Annotated in this window: 15 protein-coding genes; 5 read left to right on the forward strand and 10 right to left on the reverse strand. The window is 69.3% G+C overall.

Annotated elements, in window-relative coordinates; all coding sequences use genetic code 11:
• Positions 1-50: 50 nt before the first annotated feature.
• Positions 51-1,175 carry a TDT family transporter gene (locus ACIBJB_RS22170; RefSeq protein WP_398932816.1) on the forward strand — a complete coding sequence of 375 codons (1,125 nt, stop codon included), beginning with the start codon at positions 51-53 and terminating at the stop codon, positions 1,173-1,175.
• On the opposite strand, the gene ACIBJB_RS22175 is transcribed toward ACIBJB_RS22170, so the two are convergent.
• From ACIBJB_RS22175 to ACIBJB_RS22190, 4 genes are all read right to left on the reverse strand, one after another.
• Complete coding sequence (locus ACIBJB_RS22175; RefSeq protein WP_398932817.1) at positions 1,087-1,803, reverse strand: helical backbone metal receptor; 717 nt, start codon at positions 1,801-1,803, stop codon at positions 1,087-1,089. The genes ACIBJB_RS22170 and ACIBJB_RS22175 overlap by 89 nt on opposite strands.
• A complete protein-coding gene (locus ACIBJB_RS22180) occupies positions 1,800-2,369 on the reverse strand; it encodes a helix-turn-helix domain-containing protein (protein WP_398932818.1) in 570 nt (189 codons plus the stop codon). Before ACIBJB_RS22180 ends, ACIBJB_RS22175 begins: the two co-directional genes overlap by 4 nt.
• Before the next feature lie 294 nt (positions 2,370-2,663).
• Positions 2,664-5,270, reverse strand: coding sequence for an ABC transporter permease/substrate binding protein (locus tag ACIBJB_RS22185; protein WP_398932819.1), 2,607 nt, complete (start codon positions 5,268-5,270; stop codon positions 2,664-2,666).
• Positions 5,263-6,330: a glycine betaine/L-proline ABC transporter ATP-binding protein gene (locus ACIBJB_RS22190; RefSeq protein ID WP_398932820.1), complete on the reverse strand. Its 1,068-nt coding sequence runs from the start codon at positions 6,328-6,330 to the stop codon at positions 5,263-5,265. The genes ACIBJB_RS22185 and ACIBJB_RS22190 overlap by 8 nt, the downstream gene beginning before the upstream one ends.
• Before the next feature lie 194 nt (positions 6,331-6,524).
• Between ACIBJB_RS22190 and ACIBJB_RS22195 the strand changes: the two genes are divergently transcribed.
• Both ACIBJB_RS22195 and ACIBJB_RS22200 read left to right on the forward strand, forming a co-directional pair.
• Complete coding sequence (locus ACIBJB_RS22195; RefSeq protein ID WP_398933042.1) at positions 6,525-7,454, forward strand: 5'-3' exonuclease H3TH domain-containing protein; 930 nt, start codon at positions 6,525-6,527, stop codon at positions 7,452-7,454.
• A 93-nt stretch (positions 7,455-7,547) separates the two neighbouring features.
• Entirely contained in the window at positions 7,548-8,393 is an 846-nt protein-coding gene (locus ACIBJB_RS22200; RefSeq protein WP_398932821.1) for a siderophore-interacting protein, read from the forward strand.
• A 97-nt stretch (positions 8,394-8,490) separates the two neighbouring features.
• Here ACIBJB_RS22200 and ACIBJB_RS22205 read toward each other — a convergent pair whose 3' ends face one another.
• The 3 genes from ACIBJB_RS22205 to ACIBJB_RS22215 all read right to left on the reverse strand — a co-directional run bounded on the left by ACIBJB_RS22205 (position 8,491) and on the right by ACIBJB_RS22215 (position 11,056).
• Positions 8,491-9,267 (reverse strand): ABC transporter permease, encoded by a 777-nt coding sequence (locus ACIBJB_RS22205; protein WP_398932822.1) that lies wholly within the window; start codon positions 9,265-9,267, stop codon positions 8,491-8,493.
• Positions 9,264-10,253, reverse strand: coding sequence for an ATP-binding cassette domain-containing protein (locus tag ACIBJB_RS22210; RefSeq protein WP_398932823.1), 990 nt, complete (start codon positions 10,251-10,253; stop codon positions 9,264-9,266). Before ACIBJB_RS22210 ends, ACIBJB_RS22205 begins: the two co-directional genes overlap by 4 nt.
• A 212-nt stretch (positions 10,254-10,465) precedes the next feature.
• A complete protein-coding gene (locus ACIBJB_RS22215) occupies positions 10,466-11,056 on the reverse strand; it encodes a PadR family transcriptional regulator (RefSeq protein ID WP_398932824.1) in 591 nt (196 codons plus the stop codon).
• Between the two features lie 256 nt (positions 11,057-11,312).
• Between ACIBJB_RS22215 and ACIBJB_RS22220 the strand changes: the two genes are divergently transcribed.
• Entirely contained in the window at positions 11,313-12,839 is a 1,527-nt protein-coding gene (locus ACIBJB_RS22220) for an amino acid permease (protein WP_398932825.1), read from the forward strand.
• 29 nt (positions 12,840-12,868) lie between these two features.
• On the opposite strand, the gene ACIBJB_RS22225 is transcribed toward ACIBJB_RS22220, so the two are convergent.
• Together ACIBJB_RS22225 and ACIBJB_RS22230 are read right to left on the reverse strand one after the other, a co-directional pair.
• Complete coding sequence (locus tag ACIBJB_RS22225; RefSeq protein ID WP_398932826.1) at positions 12,869-13,450, reverse strand: GNAT family N-acetyltransferase; 582 nt, start codon at positions 13,448-13,450, stop codon at positions 12,869-12,871.
• Positions 13,451-13,580: 130 nt separating this feature from the next.
• Positions 13,581-14,666 (reverse strand): hypothetical protein, encoded by a 1,086-nt coding sequence (locus ACIBJB_RS22230; RefSeq protein WP_398932827.1) that lies wholly within the window; start codon positions 14,664-14,666, stop codon positions 13,581-13,583.
• A 510-nt stretch (positions 14,667-15,176) separates the two neighbouring features.
• Between ACIBJB_RS22230 and ACIBJB_RS22235 the strand changes: the two genes are divergently transcribed.
• A complete protein-coding gene (locus ACIBJB_RS22235; protein ID WP_398932828.1) occupies positions 15,177-16,118 on the forward strand; it encodes an RluA family pseudouridine synthase in 942 nt (313 codons plus the stop codon).
• An 18-nt stretch (positions 16,119-16,136) separates the two neighbouring features.
• Here the strand turns inward: ACIBJB_RS22235 and ACIBJB_RS22240 are convergent, their stop codons facing one another.
• Entirely contained in the window at positions 16,137-17,612 is a 1,476-nt protein-coding gene (locus ACIBJB_RS22240) for a cytochrome P450 (protein WP_398933043.1), read from the reverse strand.
• Between the last annotated feature and the right edge of the window lie 57 nt (positions 17,613-17,669).

Here is a 17,669-nt window from a genome sequence, read left to right on the forward strand (position 1 = left end):
TAGAGCCATACTCCCTGGTCGCCGTCCGCCCCGAACGACACCGTGGGGACATGGTCACCGCCGTCCGTCACCTCGGGCCGAACTGGTACGCCTCCGTCATGGGCACCGCGATCGTCGCCACCGCCGGCAGCGCGCTCCCCGTGCACCTCCCCGGCCTGCGCACGATCTGCGCGGCCGTCTGGCTCCTGTCCCTCGCCCTGCTGCTCACCCTCCTCTGCGCCCGCGCCCTGCACTGGCGCCACCACGCCGACCAGGCCCGCGCCCACCTTCTCGACCCCGCCATGGCCCCCTTCTACGGCTGTCTCGCCATGGCCCTGCTGGCCGTCGGCGGCGGGGCCCTCACCGTCGGCCGGTACTGGATCGGCACGACGGCCGCGGTCGCCCTCGACACCGTGCTGTTCACCGCGGGTACGGCCGTGGGACTCGCCGCCGCGATCACCGTGCCGTACCTCATGGCCGTACGGCAGAAAGCCGAGCCGCGGCAGGCCACACCCGTGTGGCTGCTCCCCCTCGTCGCGCCCATGGTGTCCGCCGCGCTCGGGCCGCTCCTCGTGCCGCATCTCCCGGCCGGTCAGCCGCGCGAGACCCTGCTCCTCGCCTGCTTCGCGATGTTCGGGCTCAGCCTTCTCGCGACCCTGGTCATGCTGCCGCTCGTCTTCGCCCGGATCGTCACCGGCGGGCCGCTCCCCCTCGTCCTCACCCCGACCCTCTTCCTGGTCCTCGGCCCGCTCGGCCAGTCCACCACCGCCGTCGGCACGTTCGCGGACGTGGCCCCCGGTGTCGTGGCCGCCCCCTACAGCCAGGGCTTCGGCGTCCTCGCGGTGCTGTACGGCGTTCCCGTCATGGGGTTCGCGCTGCTGTGGCTGGCGCTCGCCACCGCGCACGTCGTCCGTGCGCGTCGGCACGGGATGCGGTTCGCGATGACCTGGTGGGCCTTCACCTTCCCGGTCGGCACCTGTGTCACGGGGGCCGAGGCGCTGGCCCGGCACACGGGACTCGTCGTCTACGACTGGCTCGCCACAGGGCTGTACGTCGTTCTCGTCGCCGCCTGGGCCACCGCCGCCCTGCACACCGTGCGCGGGATCGTCAGCGGCGCGCTGCTCGCAGGGCCTCGCCCAGCGCCCCTGGCGCCTCTGCCAGTGAGGGTCCGTACCACGTCAGGTGCCGTCCGCTGACGAGTGCGCAGGGCAGGCCGGGGAAGGCCTCCGGGCCGTCCTCGGGGGTGAAGCGGTACGGCTCGTCGGGGAGGACGACCAGGTCCGGTGCCGCCGCCCGCAGTTCCTCCAGCGGGATGCGTGGATAGCGGTCCTCGTGGCCGGCGTACACGTGGTCCACGTCCAGGCGGGACAGCACATCGCCCGCGAAGGTGTCCCGGCCCAGCACCATCCACGGCCGCCGCCAGATCGGTACGACGGCGGTCCTGCGGTGCGCCGCGGGCGTGAGCGCCGACCAGGACTCCTCGGCCTCGTCCAGCCAGCGCGGCCGTACGACGCCACACGCCTCGACCACCCGGGCCAGCTCCCGGAAGGCCTGCGGGACGTCCCGGACCTCGGTGACCAGGACCTCCAGACCCGCCTCCCGCAGAGCGGCCAGATCCGGCTCCCGGTTCTCCTCCTCGTTCGCGATCACGAGGTCGGGGGCGAGGGCGGTGATCCGGTCGAGCTTCGGGTTCTTGGTGCCGCCGACGCGGGTGACGTCGAGGTCCGCCGGATGGGTGCACCAGTCGGTGGCGCCGACCAGGGCGCCCGGTGCCGAGCGGGCGATCGCCTCGGTCAGCGAGGGGACCAGGGAGACGACTCTCACCGCCGGGGCCGGTCCCGGACCGCCTCGATGTGTTCGGCCACGGCGACGACGAGCACACGGGTGTCCGCCACGGTGGCCCGCCAGCGGTGCCGCACCCCGCCGGTGAGGTACAGGGTGTCGCCGCGGCCCAGCCGGTAGGCGCGCCCCTCCGCCTCGACGTCCACCGCGCCGTCGGCGACGTACAGCAACTGGTCGTTGCGGTACTGGAATTCACGCCCCGCGTCATGGTCGCCGGTGAACTCCTGGGCGTGCATCTGGTGGTGACCGCGCACCAGGGAACGCATCCGGGGTGCGTAGTCCGGCTCCGGGCCCTCGGCGTGCACGACGTCGACGCTGCACGCCGGGTCGGCGGCGGCGAGGAGTTCGACGGCCGTGGTGCGCAGGGCGTCGGCGACCTTCTCCAGGGAGCCGCGGCTGGGGCGGGCGCGTTCGTTCTCGATCTGACTCAGGAAGGGGACCGAGAGGCCGCTGCGCTCGGCCACGACGGCGAGGGTGAGCTCCAGCGCGCGGCGCCTGCGGCGCACGGCCGCGCCGACCCGAAGGGGCTGTTCTTTGTGGTCGCCCATGGCTCCGGCTCCCTCCTCCGCTCGTCGGTCCTGTGACCCGTCCCCTGATGAGTTGTCTGCACCCTACGCATGTTCGGCAAACCGTTTCATGCGGCCGTCACATCGATGTCACACGGCGTGCGACCGTACCTCACACTTCACGCCAGCCGAACGGCCCCCCGGCGGATCACCAGGGGGCCGGAAGCCGGGCCCTCACCCGTCGCCCGCCGCTCAAGTCCCCTTGTCGGCAGCGAAGTTCAGGCATTGGCGTAGCTCTATGTGGTTGGCCGGATCCTTACCGTGCTCCCGGAGCGGTTATGACGGTGTCATCCGCCCGACCATCCCCGGATGCTCCTTCAGCCAGGCGGCGACCGCCTGCTCCTCGTGCCCCTGGCCGTACCTGTTGATCTCACCCTCCAGGGTACCGAGCTCGTTCTCGCTCATATGGAAGCCCTTGATCCACTTGGTGAGCTGCGGATACCGCGAGGGGAACGTCTCGTGGGCGATGGTGCGGATCGTGTTGCCCTCGCCGAAGAGCTTCTTGTCGTCCTTCAGCTTGGTGAGGTCGTACTGGCTGTAGGCCCAGTGCGGGGACCACAGGACGACGGCCACGGGCTGCTTCTTGGCGTAGGCGCGCTTGAGCTCGGCCAGCATGGCGGGCGTGGAGCCGTCGACGACCTTGTACTCCTTGTCGAGGCCGTAGCCGGGCAGGACCTTGTTCTTGAGGAGGTTCATCTCGCCGGTGCCCGGCTCGATGCCGATGATCTTCCCGTCGAACTGGGAGGCCTTGCCCAACAGGTCCTCGTAGGACTTCACACCCTTGACGTACGACGGCACCGCGACCTCCAGCGAGGTCGGCTCGTACCAGGTGCCGAGGTCGGTGAGTCTGTCCTTGCTCTGGTCCCAGTAGTTCTTCTGGGCGTACGGCAGCCAGGCGTCGAAGTTGAGGTCCAGGTCTCCGGAGGCGAGGCCGGTGTAGACCGGGCCCACGTCCATCTGCTTGAGGTTGAGCTTGTAGCCGCGAGCCTCCAGGACGTTCTTCCAGAGATACGTGACGGCGATGTCCTCGTCCCAGGGGAACCAGGCCACGTTCACCGGGCGCTTGGTCTCCGCCGCCGTCTTCTGGACGGGGGCCAGCTTGTCGACCAGGCCGGGGTGCTGCTTCAGCCAGGTGCGCACGGCGTCCTGCTGCTTGCCCTTGTCCGCCTTGTTGATCTCGGCCTCCAGGCTGGTGAGCTGCTTCTCGTTCAGCTTGAAGCCCTTCAGCCACTGTCCGACGACCGGGTTCTCGTCCGCGAAGCCCTTGCGGGCCACCGTGTGGATGCCGTCGCCCGAGCCCCAGGCCCCCTTGGGGTCCTTGAGCTTCTTCAGGTCGTAGTCGTTGTACGCCCAGTGCGGCGACCAGAGCGTGACGACGATGGGGTCCTTCTGCGCGTACGCCCGCTTCAGCTCGGCCAGCATGGCGGGCGTGGAGCTGTCGACGACCTTGTACTCCTTGTCGAGGCCGTACGCCTTCAGGACCTTGCTCTTCAGCAGGGCCATCTCACCGGCGCTCGACTCGATGCCGGTGATGTTCCCGCCGAACCGGGAGGCCTTGCCCTTGAGGTCGGCCAGGGAGTTGATGTCCTTCATGTACGACGGCACGCTCAGCTCGAGAGACGTCTTGTCGTACCAGGCGCCGAGGTCGTCGAGCTTGCCGCCGTACTTCTTCCAGTACTGCTCGTGGGTCGTGGGCAGCCAGGCGCCGGTCATGAAGTCGGCGTTGCCGGAGGCGAGGGAGGTGTAGAGCGGCCCGGCGTCGAACTGCTTGGCGTCCACCTGGTAGCCGCGCTCCTCCAGGATCTCCTTCCAGAGGAAGGTGGAGGCGACGCCGTCGTCCCAGGGGACGTAGCCGATGCTGATCTTCTTGCCCTGGCCGACGTCCTTGCTGCCGGAGACTGCCGTGGCCTCGCCCGAGGTGCCGCCGAAGACCCCCATGCCGCCGGCGACGAGGGCGAGGACGACGACGCCGATCACGGCGACCTGCGGACGGGGGCGGTACGACCAGATCCTGAGCCCCTGGGTCGTGCGCGCCTTGGCGGCGGCACGGCGGCCCAGCGGGGAGACCTGGGTGCCGAGCGCGCTGGTCATGCGGTCGAGGTAGATCGCCAGGATCACGATGGCGACACCGGCCTCGGAGCCGAGGCCCACGTTGAGCTGGCCGATGGCCTCGTTGACGTCGCCGCCGAGGCCGCCGGTGCCGACCATGCCGGCGATCGCGGCCATCGACAGACCGAGCATGATGACCTGGTTGACGCCCGCCATCACCGTCGGCAGCGCCAAGGGGAGCTGGACGCGCAGGAGGGTGTCGCGAGGGGTGGTGCCGAACGCCTCGGCGGCCTCGACGAGCTCCTTGTCGACCTGGCGGATGCCGAGCTCGGTCATGCGGACACCGGGGGCGAGCGCGAAGATCAGGGTGGCGACGATGCCCGCGGAGGCGCCGGTGCCGAAGAACAGGATCGCCGGGATGAGGTAGATCATCGCGGGCAGCGTCTGCATGAAGTCCAGGACGGGGCGGACGATGCCGCTGACCCGGTTCGAGCGGGCCGCCCAGATGCCCACGGGGACGGCTATGACCAGCGCGATGATCGTGGCGACGAGGACCAGCGAGAGGGTCGTCATCGCGTCCTCCCACAGTTCGAGGGAGTCGATGAAGGCGAATCCCGCGAAGGTGAGGAGGCCGGCCAGGGTGCCGCGCAGCCAGAACGCGATCACGGCGAGGATGCCCGCGAGCAGCAGGGGCTGGGGCGCCTGGAGGACGGCGTCGATACCGTCGTAGGTGCCGGTGAAGACGGTCTTGAGGAAGTCGAAGAGCCAGGACACGTGGTCGAGCAGCCAGTCGACGGTGTCGTTGACCCAGTCGCCGAGCGGGATCCTAGGCATGGGCCACCGCCTGGTCGCTCTGGTCGTCGCCGAGGAAGCCGAGCAGTCGCTGCTGCCGGACCACGCCGACGAGGGTGCGGTGCTCGTCCAGGACGGCCACCGGATGCGCCGACCGGGCGCTCATGGCGCAGAGCTCGGTGAACGGCGTGTCGGGCGTCGCGGTCTCACAGTCGCTGTCGCTCGCGCAGCCGCACTCGGCCTCGTCGCCGCGCACGTCCGTGTCCATGACGGCGGACGCGGTCAGGACGCGGGAACGGTCGACGTCCTTGGTGAAGGAGGCGACGTAGTCGTCGGCGGGCCGGACGAGGATGTCCTCCGCGCTGCCGGTCTGGACGATCCGGCCGTCGCGCATCACGGCGATCCGGTCGCCGAGCCGCATGGCCTCGTTGAGGTCGTGGGTGATGAAGACGATCGTCTTCTTCAGGGTCTGCTGGAGCTGCAGGAGCTGGTCCTGCATGTCCCGGCGGATCAGCGGGTCGAGCGCACTGAAGGACTCGTCCATGAGGAGCAGGTCGGCGTCGGTGGCGAGGGCGCGGGCCAGGCCCACGCGCTGCTGCATGCCGCCGGACAGCTCGTCGGGCCAGGACTTCTCCCAGCCCCCCAGGCCGCACAGCTCCAGGGCCTCGGTGGCCCGCTCGACGCGCTCGGCCTTGGCGACGCCCTGGACGGCGAGGCCGTAGGCGGCGTTCTCCAGGACGCTGCGGTGCGGGAAGAGCGCGAAGTGCTGGAAGACCATGCTGATCTTCTTCGCGCGTACGGCGCGCAGTTCGCGGTCGGTGAGCGCGGTGAGGTCCTGGCCGTCGAAGCGGACATGGCCCGCGGTCGGCTCCAGGAGGCCGTTGAGCATGCGCAGCAGCGTGGACTTGCCGGAGCCGGACAGTCCCATGACGACGAAGATCTGGCCCGGTTCCACGGTGAAGGAGGCGTCGATCACCGCGGCGGTGGTGCCCTCGGCGCGCAGTCCCTCCCGGTCGGCGCCCTCGCGGAGCCGCTCGACGGCCTCGCCGGGCCGTCTTCCGAACACCTTGTACAGCTGCTCTGCCTCAAGCCTTGATGACACGCGTGCCTCTCGTCTCTTCGACCACTGGGGGGAGACGAAGGGCCGCGACAGTTGAAGGTGCAACCTGCCTCGCTCCGGGGCGGCGCCTGCCCTGATGCCTTTCGGTCAAACACACCAGTGGTCCAGTTCACAGGACGCTCACACCCGCCGGTCGAGGCAAGGGACGACGGCCGGTGTCGGTGCCGTACGGCATGATGCGAAGCGTGACCGGACGACTGATGCTCCTCGACACCGCCTCTCTCTACTTCCGTGCCTACTTCGGCGTGCCGGAGTCGGTGAAGGCACCGGACGGCACACCGGTGAACGCCGTGCGCGGCCTCCTCGAATTCATCGACCGCCTGGTCAGGGACCACCGGCCCGACCTGCTCGTGGCCTGCATGGACGCGGACTGGCGCCCCCAGTGGCGGGTCGACCTCATCCCCTCCTACAAGGCGCACCGCGTCGCCGAGGAGCACGAGAGCGGCCCGGACGATGAGGAGGTGCCGGACACGCTCTCGCCGCAGGTGCCCGTCATCGAGGCCGTCCTGGACGCGCTCGGCATCGCGCGGGTGGGCGTGGCCGGTTACGAGGCGGACGACGTGATCGGCACGTTCACCGCGCGGGCGACGGGCCCGGTCGACATCGTCACCGGTGACCGCGACCTGTACCAACTGGTGGACGACGAGCGCGAGGTGCGCGTGCTGTATCCCCTCAAGGGCGTCGGCACGCTCCAGCTGACCGACGAGGCCTGGCTGCGCGAGAAGTATGGCGTCGACGGCCGTGGGTACGCGGATCTGGCGACACTGCGCGGCGACCCGAGCGACGGCCTGCCGGGCGTCCCCGGTATCGGCGAGAAGACGGCCGCCAAGCTGCTCGCCGAGTTCGGCGACCTGGCCGGCGTCATGGCCGCGGTCGACGACCCGAAGGCGAAGCTCACACCGTCGCAGCGCAAGCGGCTGGACGAGTCGCGGCCGTATGTCGCCGTGGCACCGAAGGTGGTGCTGGTGGCCGGTGACGTCCCGCTGCCGCAGGTGGAGACCGCGGTTCCGCGCACGCCGCGCGATCCCGCGGCACTGGAGAAGCTGGCAGACCGATGGGGGCTGGGTGGATCACTGCAGCGGCTGATGGCGACACTCAGCGCATAAATATTGCCCGGGCTTTCCATGAGTGGCATGCCATCGCCAGGGGGGCGGATGCTAACTTAGGTAAGCCTAAGCACAGGGAACTGGGAGGCCGCCATGGCAGAAGGACCGGGACGCAAGCCGCGGAAACCTCACTCCGCACAGGTCGTCCGCACCGAACGCCTCACCCCGCACATGCAGCGCGTGGTGCTCGGCGGCGACGGACTCGCCGACTTCGCGGCGGACACCTGCACCGACCACTACGTCAAGATCCTTTTCCCGGCCGGGGGCGCGACCTATCCCGAGCCCTTCGACATGCAGCGGATCCGCGAGGAGTTCCCACGCGAGCAGTGGCCCGTGACCCGCACCTACACCGTGCGCCACTGGGACGCCGAACACCGCGAGCTCACCCTGGACTTCGTGATCCACGGCGACGAGGGCCTGGCCGGCCCCTGGGCGATGCGCGTCCAGCCGGGCGAGACCGTGCGCTTCATGGGCCCGGGCGGCGCCTACGCCCCCGACCTGGACGCCGACTGGCATCTCCTCGTCGGTGACGAGAGCGCGCTGCCCGCGATCGCCCGTTCCCTGGAGGCGCTGCCGGACGGCGCCCGGGCGCACGCCTTCATCGAGGTCTCCGGGCCCGAGGAGGAGCAGAAGATCGACTCCGACGTGGAGGTCGTGTGGCTGCACCGCGGTTCCCGCCCGGTCGGGGAGTCGCTGGTCGAGGCAGTGCGCGCGCTGGAGTTCCCGGAGGGCCGGCTGTGCGCGTTCGTGCACGGCGAGGCGCACTTCGTGAAGCAGCTGCGCCATCTGCTGCGCGTCGAGCGCGGCGTCCCGCGCGAGGACCTGTCGATCTCCGGCTACTGGCGCCTGGGCCACAACGAGGACGGCTGGCAGGCCTCCAAGCGGGACTGGAACGCGCGCATCGAGGCGGAGCAGGAGGGGGCGGCGCCGGCCGCTTAGCCGTACGGCCGCTCAGGCGTACGGCCGCTCAGGCATACGTTTCCGAAAGGGGCGACACCTTCGAAGGTGCCGCCCCTTTCGTCGTGTCCGCGAGGGGTCACACCGACCGCTGGTACGACCGGAAGGTCCGGATCGACAGCCACACCGCCACGACCGCCAGCCCGAGCAGCGCTCCCCCGCGGCCCGCCACCACGCCCCAGTCCGGGTCCGCGGACAGGGCCGAACGGCCCGCCACCATCGCCCAGTTCAACGGGTTGAAGTCGGCGACGTGCCGCATCCAGGAGGGCATCTGCGCGGGCGCCATGAAGGCGCTGGACAGGAAGGTGAGCGGGAGCAGCAGGAAGGTGTTGATCCCGATGATCGACTCCCGTTCCCGCACCAGCATGCCGAGCGCGTTGGACAGCGCCCCGAAGACGGTTCCCAGCAGCACCGAGGCGAGGACCAGGACGGCGATCCCGGCGACCCCGCCCGGGTAGTCGGCGCCGCCCAGCAGCCCGAGCAGCACGATGACCACCGACTGGAAGGCGGTGACCAGGCCGTTGTTGACGACGTTGCCGTTCATCAGCGCGGCCCGGCTGACCGGAGTGGTCAGGAAGCGGTTGAGGGTGCCGCGCTGGATCTCGTCCAGCGTGGTCATCCCCGCCCACATGTTGGAGCTGAGCGCGCTCATCACCACCACACCGGGGACCAGATAGTCCAGGTAGGACGTGGTACCGAAACCGCCGAGCTCGACGACCTTCCTGAAGAGGCTGCCGAACAGGAACAGCCAGATCACCGGCTGGACCAGGGTGATGATCGCGTACGCGGGCTGCCGTACGAACACCATGAGTTGACGCTGCGTCATGTACCAGGTCTGGGAGACGGCCATGCTCATCGGGCACCCACCAGGTCTTCGGCCTCCGCGTAACGGCGGCCCGCGTAGCGCAGATAGACGTCGTCGAGCGAGGGACGGGCGACGGTCGCGGTGGCCACCCTGACCCCGGCCCGCTCCAGGGCGGCGAGCAGGGCGGGTACGGCGGCGGCCCCGTCGTCGGCGCGGACGCTGACGCGGTGCCCGTCGGCCAGCACCTCGTGCACGCCCGGCACCCCGCGCAGGGCGCCGGTCAGCAGGGTGCGGCCCGCGTCGCCGAGCGGCTCGCGCAGCTCCAAGTGGACCGCGTCACCGCGCAGTTCGCCCTTCAGCGCGTCCGGAGTGCCCTCGACGACGATCCGGCCCCGGTCGACGACGGCGACACGCTCGGCGAGCCGGTCCGCCTCTTCGAGGTAGTGCGTGGTGAGCAGGATCGTCAGCCCCTCCTCACCGGCGAGCCGGCCGATCTCGTCCCACATCGCGCTGCGGGCCTCGGGGTCGAGTCCGGTGGTCGGCTCGTCGAGGAAGAGCACCTCGGGGCGGTGCACCAGGCCGAGGGCGACGTCGAGTCGGCGTCGCATGCCACCGGAGTAGCCCTTGACCGGGCGCCGGGCGGCGTCGGCGAGCGTGAAGCGGTCGAGGAGCTCCTCCACCCGGCGTTCGAGCGCGGCGCCCCTCAAGCCGTAGAGCCTGCCCTGGAGTCGGAGGTTCTCGTGGCCGGTGGCGACCGGGTCGGCGCCGGAGCCCTGGGCGACCACGCCGATGGCCCGGCGGACCCGGTCCGGGTGGCGCAGCACGTCGTGGCCCGCGACGGTGGCCGAACCGGAGTCGGGGCGGGCCAGGGTGGTGAGGATCTTGACGGTGGTGGACTTGCCGGCGCCGTTCGGGCCGAGCAGGCCGAAGACGCTGCCCCGCTCGACGACCACGTCGATGCCGTCGAGGGCGGTGACCTCACCGCCGTAGGTCTTGATCAGTTGACGCGCCTCGATCGCGGGCGCACGGGTGTTCATGGGAGGTGTCCTCCTGGGTGAGCGGATCCGATGGACGGGTCTCGTCGACTGTCCTGGTCGACGGATGACGACTGATCCGCTTGAGGAGCACCGGGCTATCCTGGGCATGCCGCACCTCGATCGCCTGGATGTGCCTCAGGGCGGATTCAGTTCGGGGTTCGAGGCCCCGGCGGGCTGCTGCAACAGCCGTGCCGGGGCCTGTTCTCGTCAGGTCATTGGTCGTGGAACGCCTTCCACTCGTCGATGCCGGGCAGCGTGCCCTTTCTGAGTTCGTCGAGGAAGCCGCGGACCCACGCCGCCTCCGCCTCGACCATGTGGAGCTGGTACTCGTTCTCCACGAGGAAGAGCCGGGGCAGCGTCTCGTAGAGCTTCTCCAGAGCGCCTCGGCCGCTCGCGATCTGCACCTCCAGGGCGTCGAGCCGTTCCTCCAGCAGCGGCACCACCTCGTCGGGGTGCAGCACGCCCAGCAGCGAGAGCGCGGTCTCGAAGATCGGGTACTCCTTGGCCGGGAAGGCGACCAGGTCCGACATCCACTCGGTCGTCTCCTGGCGCCCGGCCGCGGTGATGCCGTAGACGGTCCGCTCGGGCCGGTTGCCCTGCCGCTCCACGTCCGTGACCTCGACGAACCCGTGTTTCTCGAGGCTCTGGACGACGGTGTAGAGCGAGCCGTAGTTGATCTTCGTGCTGGCGTCCTTGCCCTGCCGGCGCAGGGTCTGGGCGATCTCGTAGGGATGCATCGGCTTCTGCCACAGCGTCGCCAGCACGGCGAGCGCCAGGGGGTTGCGGAGCTTGCGACGCCCCATGACTCCACCTCGCATCCGAACCTCGTACCCGAATATCCGCGTCCGAACATATCGCGACCTACGGGGGCGGTCAATAGACACGATGTATCGCGTATGGAGGGTATACGCAAGGGCGTGAGCACTTGGGAGCCACTTCGACATGCCTGCGTCACGCACCCGAAACAGCGCCTCCTTAATTTCTGTCACCCGACAGGAATTCAGCTCCCGCACCGCTGTTCCGCTCTCCGCCCTCATGCCGCCGAAGGCAGGTGCCGCCGTGACGACAGCCAGCCCCTCCGACGTCCGTCCCGATCCCCCGCACTCCCCCGCCCCCGACGACCGCTCCCTCACCGAGTTCGGCTACCACCAGGAGCTGCACCGGAGCCTGGGCCGGTACGCGTCCTTCGCGGCCGGGTTCTCCTTCATCTCGGTCCTGACGACCGTCTTCCAGTTCTTCGCCTTCGGGTACGCGTTCGGCGGCCCCGTCTTCTTCTGGACCTGGCCGGTGGTCCTGGTCGGGCAGTTCCTGGTGGCGGCCTGCTTCGCGGAACTGGCGGCGCGCTACCCGCTGTCCGGCGCGATCTACCAGTGGTCGTCCCGCCTCTCCACCCCCGCCTTCGGCTGGTTCGCCGGCTGGATCATGGTGATCGGGCAGATCGTCGTGGTCGCGGCGGCGGCACTCGCCCTGCAGTTGGTGCTCCCGGCGATCTGGTCCGGCTTCCAGCTGATCGGCACCGACCCTGCGGTGACCTCGGCGGACGGGGCGGCCAACGCGGCACTCCTCGGCGTGATCCTGCTGGTCCTGACGACCGTCGTGAACATCCTCGACAACCGCGTGCTGTCCCTGGTCAACCGGGTCGGCGTCACCGCCGAGATCATCGGTGCGGTCCTGATCATCGTGCTCCTGCTGACCCATTCCGAGCGCACGCCGAGCATCACCTTCCACACCACGGGCGCCGCGCAGAGCGGCCTGCTGGGGGCCCTGCTGGTGGGCTCGTTCGCGGCGGCGTACGTGATGATCGGCTTCGACAGCGCGGGCGAGATGAGCGAGGAGACCCACGCCCCGCGCCGCACCGCGCCCCGCACGATCCTCACGGCGCTCGGCGCGGCCGGCCTGCTCGGCGGTCTGCTCGTCCTGGGCGGCCTGCTCGCCGCCCCCAGCCTCACCGACGGGCACCTGTCGGTCGACGGCCTCAGCTACGTCCTCACCAGCAGCCTGGGCGACGGCGTCGGCAAGGCCCTGCTGGCCGACGTGGTGGTCGCGATCGCGGTGGCCACCCTCGCCATCCAGACAGCGGCCTGCCGCATGCTCTTCTCCATGGCCCGCGACGGCCAACTGCCGTTCGCGGCCCGCCTCGCGCGGGTGAACCCCCGCACGGGCATGCCCACCGCCCCCGCCCTGGTCGTCGGCATCCTGGCCGCCGCGCTCCTGCTCCTCAACTTCGCTTCCCCGGAGGCTTTCCTGGCGATCGGCACGACCTGCATCGTGATGCTCTACCTGGCGTACGCGATGGTCACGGGGCCGCTGCTGATCCGGCGCGTGCGGGGGGAGTTCACGTCGGAGGGCACGGACGAGACGGGCGCCCGCCTGTTCTCCCTGGGCCGCTGGGGCATCCCGGTCAACGCCCTGGCCCTCCTCTACGGCCTCCTGATGACCGTCAACCTGGCCTGGCCCCGGGCAGAGGTGTACGACCCGGCGGGCGGGCACTGGTACTTCCAGTGGTTCACCGTGCTGTTCCTGGCCGCGACAATGGCAGTGGGCGTGGCGTGGCGGGCAGTTCGCGGGCGGACGCCGACGGGGTAGCGGGCCCTTTTGGTCCCCTTGGCAGCCGCTCAGTCGCCCCGGACCCGCGCGTGCAGATGCATGTCATGCCAACCGTCCGGATGGAGGACCGCACTCCGCTTGGTCCCTTCCAGAACGAAGCCCGTCTTGGCCGCGACACGACATGAGGCCTCGTTGCGGACGGCGTGCATGAGCTCGAGACGGTGGAACCCGATGTCGTCGAGGGCCCAGCGAGCCAGGACGACCGTGGCACGCGCCGCGACACCCCGCCCACGCGCCCCCGCGGTCGTCCAGTACGCCATCTCGGCCTGCCCGTCGTGGAGATTGACCTCTCGCAGCGCCACCCGGCCGAGCAGCAGATCGGTGTCCGCGTCCACCACGGCCCACTGAGCGGTCTTCTCCTGGGCCCACGCCGCCCGCCACTCCTCGATCCAGCCGCCGACCTCGTCCACGGAGTCGGCGGCACGGGCGTGCCACTGGTGCATCACCGGGTCCTGGAACGCGGCGTGGACCGCGGGCGCGTCCTCGGCCCGCCAGGGGCGCAGGAGCAGGCCGTCGCCGGTGGGGAGGGTGGGTTGGGCGGTGCGGGAGAGGGTGCCCGGAGTCAGGACTGGACTGGTGAGGTAGGGCATGAAACGCATCCTGCAATGCGCCAGAGGGGAGCTCAAAGGGTTTTCCGGCCCGCCGAGCCCCGACGAATGACGACCTCCTTGTCGTCGCATCGTCCGTCAGAGGCTCGACGTGCCGTGGAACGGCTGTCCATCAGGACGAGACGCACCCCCACCACCAGGCGATGGCGGGTATCGAGGGCGCCTCGAGCTGAGGGACCGAAGGTGCGTCCGCCCAGACCGGAGCATCGGGGGCTCCAGTTCCTCCGAACTCGTCGTGGTAGCGGGGCACGCTGTGACTCCACTCATGGTTGCCACGCACGTAATGGTCGAGCTGGGTCAGGTAGGTCCGCAGTTCAGGGACCGCCCGGCGTTCCAGGCGCTCGCGCAGGGCCAGGTAACAGACCATCACGCGGTCATGGAGCTGGGCGGCTTCGATGGCTGCCTCATCAGGAGTGCTGCCGTGCTCGCGCATCAGGACACCGACGATGTTGGAGACAGGAATGCCCACAGTGCTCTCCCGTCGGAAGGAGTAGAGGTCGTTGCCGATGGTGACGAGCAGGTAGGCGGCCTGGGTGGCGGCGCGGACGGTCCGCTGTTCCATGAGGCTACTCGGCAGGCATGTACCCTCCGCTGTCTCGATGAGGGCCATGGACGCCTTGGCTCCGCGGTCGCGTGGGCCGGACGTCGTGTACTCGGCCAATGTGGGTGCGCTGCCGTGGGCACGGTAGCCGGCCATGCCGGTGGCGGCGAGAAACCATTCGGCGTTGCCGTCCGCCCACCGGCGCACGACCGTGGGCGAAGCGACCGCACGGATGCGCAGTGAGAGGTCCTGTAGCGCGCGCATGAACGGGTCGGCGCCCGGCTCGGTCTCCGGATGGTCGGCTACGTGCAGAAGTCGCAGGACGATCGGGACGACTTCGTCCGGCTTGCGGTTCGTTGGGCCCAGGTCGAACAGGACGTCGTCGAGTGTGAACCCGCAGTAGACCCAGTCCGAAGCGATCTGTAGTCCGTCGCCCGTTCCACGGGGAGCGAGGCGGGAAACCCACTGGTTCGACTGCGTCCCGACGATCCGGGAGAGCTGGGTGTCTTCGTCGCAGAATCCCAGCCGGGTCATCCACTCGATGCTGCGCTGAGCGAGTTTGTCGGCATCGGGGTGAACGTCGGTCTCCAGAGGACAGTACAGCGGCGGAATCCTGACGCGGATCTGTTCATACGGTGATGCGTCGATGGTTGTCACAGTCACTGCCTCCATGGAGAACCAGGGGATGTGTCCGAGGCGCTACGGTGATCCAGTTGTCGCGGGAGGCGGCGCGTCGGAGTGGTCCGGATTCAGGCCGAGTGCGCACTTCCAGCTCTCCCAGGTCGCGGCGAGGCCCTGCTCGGCCTGCGTCAAGGCGCGCTGCACACCACGTGTTGACTGCTTCGCCTCCCGAACAAAAGCGGCGACCACGCCCTGCACCACGACGCAGTCAGGATCCCTACCCGGTCTGGCATAAACGGTCACCAGTCACCACGGGTCATTCACCCAGCACCTAAATGTAATCGACAAGAGGCCCTCGGCCCAGATCTCACCTCCTTGGAGGCGTAAACTCCGCAGGAAGAGCGCGCGTTGGGGAGCGCTCGACGCGCGGCTTGGCTGATCTCAGGGTCTCGAATGAGAGCTGTGACCTGTGGTGTGGGCACCTGTGGTCACGCTGTCGAGCAGCACCATGCCACGCTGTCAGGCCCCCTCGTACGCTTGATCGTGATGAGACGACGCACTCCGCCCCCGCCCTCTCCCCTGCCGCAGCGCAAGGGGGTGGATCCAGTACGTGTGCGACTACCAGCCAGCGACGCATGGGCGACCGTGAGAGATCACCTCGTGACGCGGCTCGCGGCCGGAGAAGGAGTGATCGACGGGATGCTCGACGCGGGGCTGATCGTGGATGCCTCGGGAAGTCCGGTGACCCGGGACAGGACGTACGAACCGGGCATGCACGTGTGGTTCCACAGAGAGTTGCCCGACGAAGAGCGGGTGCCGTTCCCGGTGACCGTCGTCTACCAGGACGAACACGTGGTGGTGGCTGACAAACCGCACTTCCTGACCACCACACCTCGCGGTAGCCACATCGCCGAGACAGCTCTGGCACGACTTCGATGCCAGCTGGATGTGCCGTCCCTGGGGGCTGCGCACCGACTGGACCGGCTGACAGCGGGATTGGTGCTGTTCATCGTCCGCTCGGAGGAGCGCGGGGCGTACCAAGCCCTGTTCCGCGACAGGCAGGTGGTGAAGGGGTACGAGGCGGTGGCCCCCTATGACCCTACGCTGAGCCTGCCGCGAACGGTACGGAGCCGCATCGTCAAGGAACGCGGATCGCTCGCGGCTCGCGAGGTCGTGGGTGAGCCCAACGCCTCCAGCCGGATCGAGTTGCTGGAACACCACGGCACGCGGGCCCGGTACCGGCTGACGCCGTACACCGGGCAGACGCACCAGTTGAGAGTGCACATGAGCGCGTTGGGGGTGCCGATCCTCGGCGATCCCCTCTATCCAGTGGTAGCTGACCCCGTGACGGTCGGCGACTTCCGACGTCCGCTGCAACTGCTCGCGCGGTCATTGGAGTTCACCGATCCAGTCACGGGGGTCCACCATCGGTTCGTCAGTCGGCGCGTACTGACGGCCTGGTCGTCGCACGACGAGTGGGCCGGTTGACCCGGTCGCGCGGTCGGCTCATTCCCCACGCCACCAGCGCAGCAGGCGCTGAAACACACTCGGCCGACTGACTGTTTCGGGCGTCGGCATGAGTGGCGAATCGGCGGTCTGATCGACGAACTGTGCACGCCCCGACTGCTGCTGTGGCACGTCGGGTTGCGGGCTGTCGGGACGCTGTGCAGGCACGGAGTGGTCGAGGCCACTGATGACTTCCTGCGGAGAGCGGGGCTCGAACCTCACCGGCAGCTCCACCAAGTGCTGGCTGAAGATGGTCGCCCGCCACCTCAGATCGTCCTCTTCGCAGGCGAGTTGGACATCCGGCAGGCGGAGGAGCAATGCGTCGACGCCGACCTCGGCGATGGCGCGGCCGATGTCCTGCCCCGGGCACTCGTGAGGGCCGCCACCGAAGGCGAGGTGGGAACGGTTACCCATCATGTTGGCCTCGAGGTCGGGGCGCACGCGCGGGTCCACGTTGCCCGGGGCGATACCGAAGAGGAGAGCGTCGCCCTTGCGGATCCGCTGGCCACCGAGCTCGGAATCCTGCTTGGCGACGTACGGGAGAATGGTGCTGAACGGCGGCTCGTCCCAGAGAGACTGCTCGACCGCCTGAGGCACTGTCATCTGCCCCCCGTTGAGCTGGGCGCGGAAACCCGGATCGGTGAGGACCCTCCGCAGTACGTTCCCGAGGAGGTTGGTTGTGGCCTCGTACGCGGCGATCAGGACGACGCGCAGATGCTGACCGACCGCCTCGTCATCGAGCCCCGCCGGGTGGCTGATGAGGTGACTCGTGAAGTCGTCTCTGGGCTCGGCCCGACGGCGGACGGTCAGCCGCATCAGCACGTCCATGATGTAAGCGTTGCTCGCGATGGCAGTTTCGGTGCCCTTGGGCAGGTCGCGGGCGGCCTCGACGATCCGGTCGTTGTACTCGTCGGGCATGCCGAAGATCTGGCACAGCACGGCCATCGGCAGATGTTCGGCGAACTGACTGACCAGGTCGGCCCGGCCCCTTCCGCAGAACTTGTTGACCAGGTCCTGGGTCGCACGGTTGATGTAGCGGCGGATGCCTCGGTGGTTGATGGTCGACATGGCGCTGGTGACCGCGCCGCGCAGCCGACGGTGCTCGTCGCCCTCGGCATGGCAGCAGATGGGCTGCCAAGCGATGTGTGGCATCAGAGGGTGATCGGGCTTGATCGTGCCGTCGTGCAGGGCGCTCCACTGCCGGGGATCACGGCAGAAGTGCGACGGAGTACGCACCATGTGCATGTTCTCGCTGTGACCGAGCACGACCCAGATCGGCACATCTTCATGCAGCAGCGCGGGAGCCACGGCGCCGTGTTCGGAGCGGAGCTCCTCATACACGGCCCCCAGGTCCTCCGCGCCGGGGCCGTACAGTCTGCGCAGCCCGCCGAGTCCGACGCCATGCGCGGGGCAGCCGGGAGGCGGGGCGGCCGTGGAGTGGTCCGTACCGGCCGGGGAAAAGGGTTCAGGCGTCACGATGGTCGCTCCGAAGCTGAAGTTCATCTGTCGTACGGGAGGGCATGCGACGGGACG

Source organism: Streptomyces sp. NPDC050759 (genome assembly GCF_044456945.1).
In the GTDB taxonomy this organism is placed as follows: domain Bacteria; phylum Actinomycetota; class Actinomycetes; order Streptomycetales; family Streptomycetaceae; genus Streptomyces.

Bases quoted from the DNA above. Each gene is read 5' to 3' on its own strand.
- ACIBJB_RS22185 (WP_398932819.1), bottom strand. From the start codon at position 5,270: ATGCCTAGGATCCCGCTCGGCGACTGGGTCAACGACACCGTCGACTGG.
- ACIBJB_RS22195 (WP_398933042.1), top strand. From the start codon at position 6,525: ATGCGAAGCGTGACCGGACGACTGATGCTCCTCGACACCGCCTCTCTC.
- ACIBJB_RS22170 (WP_398932816.1), top strand. From the start codon at position 51: ATGGTCACCGCCGTCCGTCACCTCGGGCCGAACTGGTACGCCTCCGTC.
- ACIBJB_RS22200 (WP_398932821.1), top strand. From the start codon at position 7,548: ATGGCAGAAGGACCGGGACGCAAGCCGCGGAAACCTCACTCCGCACAG.
- ACIBJB_RS22180 (WP_398932818.1), bottom strand. From the start codon at position 2,369: ATGGGCGACCACAAAGAACAGCCCCTTCGGGTCGGCGCGGCCGTGCGC.
- ACIBJB_RS22205 (WP_398932822.1), bottom strand. From the start codon at position 9,267: ATGAGCATGGCCGTCTCCCAGACCTGGTACATGACGCAGCGTCAACTC.
- ACIBJB_RS22235 (WP_398932828.1), top strand. From the start codon at position 15,177: ATGAGACGACGCACTCCGCCCCCGCCCTCTCCCCTGCCGCAGCGCAAG.
- ACIBJB_RS22210 (WP_398932823.1), bottom strand. From the start codon at position 10,253: ATGAACACCCGTGCGCCCGCGATCGAGGCGCGTCAACTGATCAAGACC.
- ACIBJB_RS22215 (WP_398932824.1), bottom strand. From the start codon at position 11,056: ATGGGGCGTCGCAAGCTCCGCAACCCCCTGGCGCTCGCCGTGCTGGCG.
- ACIBJB_RS22225 (WP_398932826.1), bottom strand. From the start codon at position 13,450: ATGCCCTACCTCACCAGTCCAGTCCTGACTCCGGGCACCCTCTCCCGC.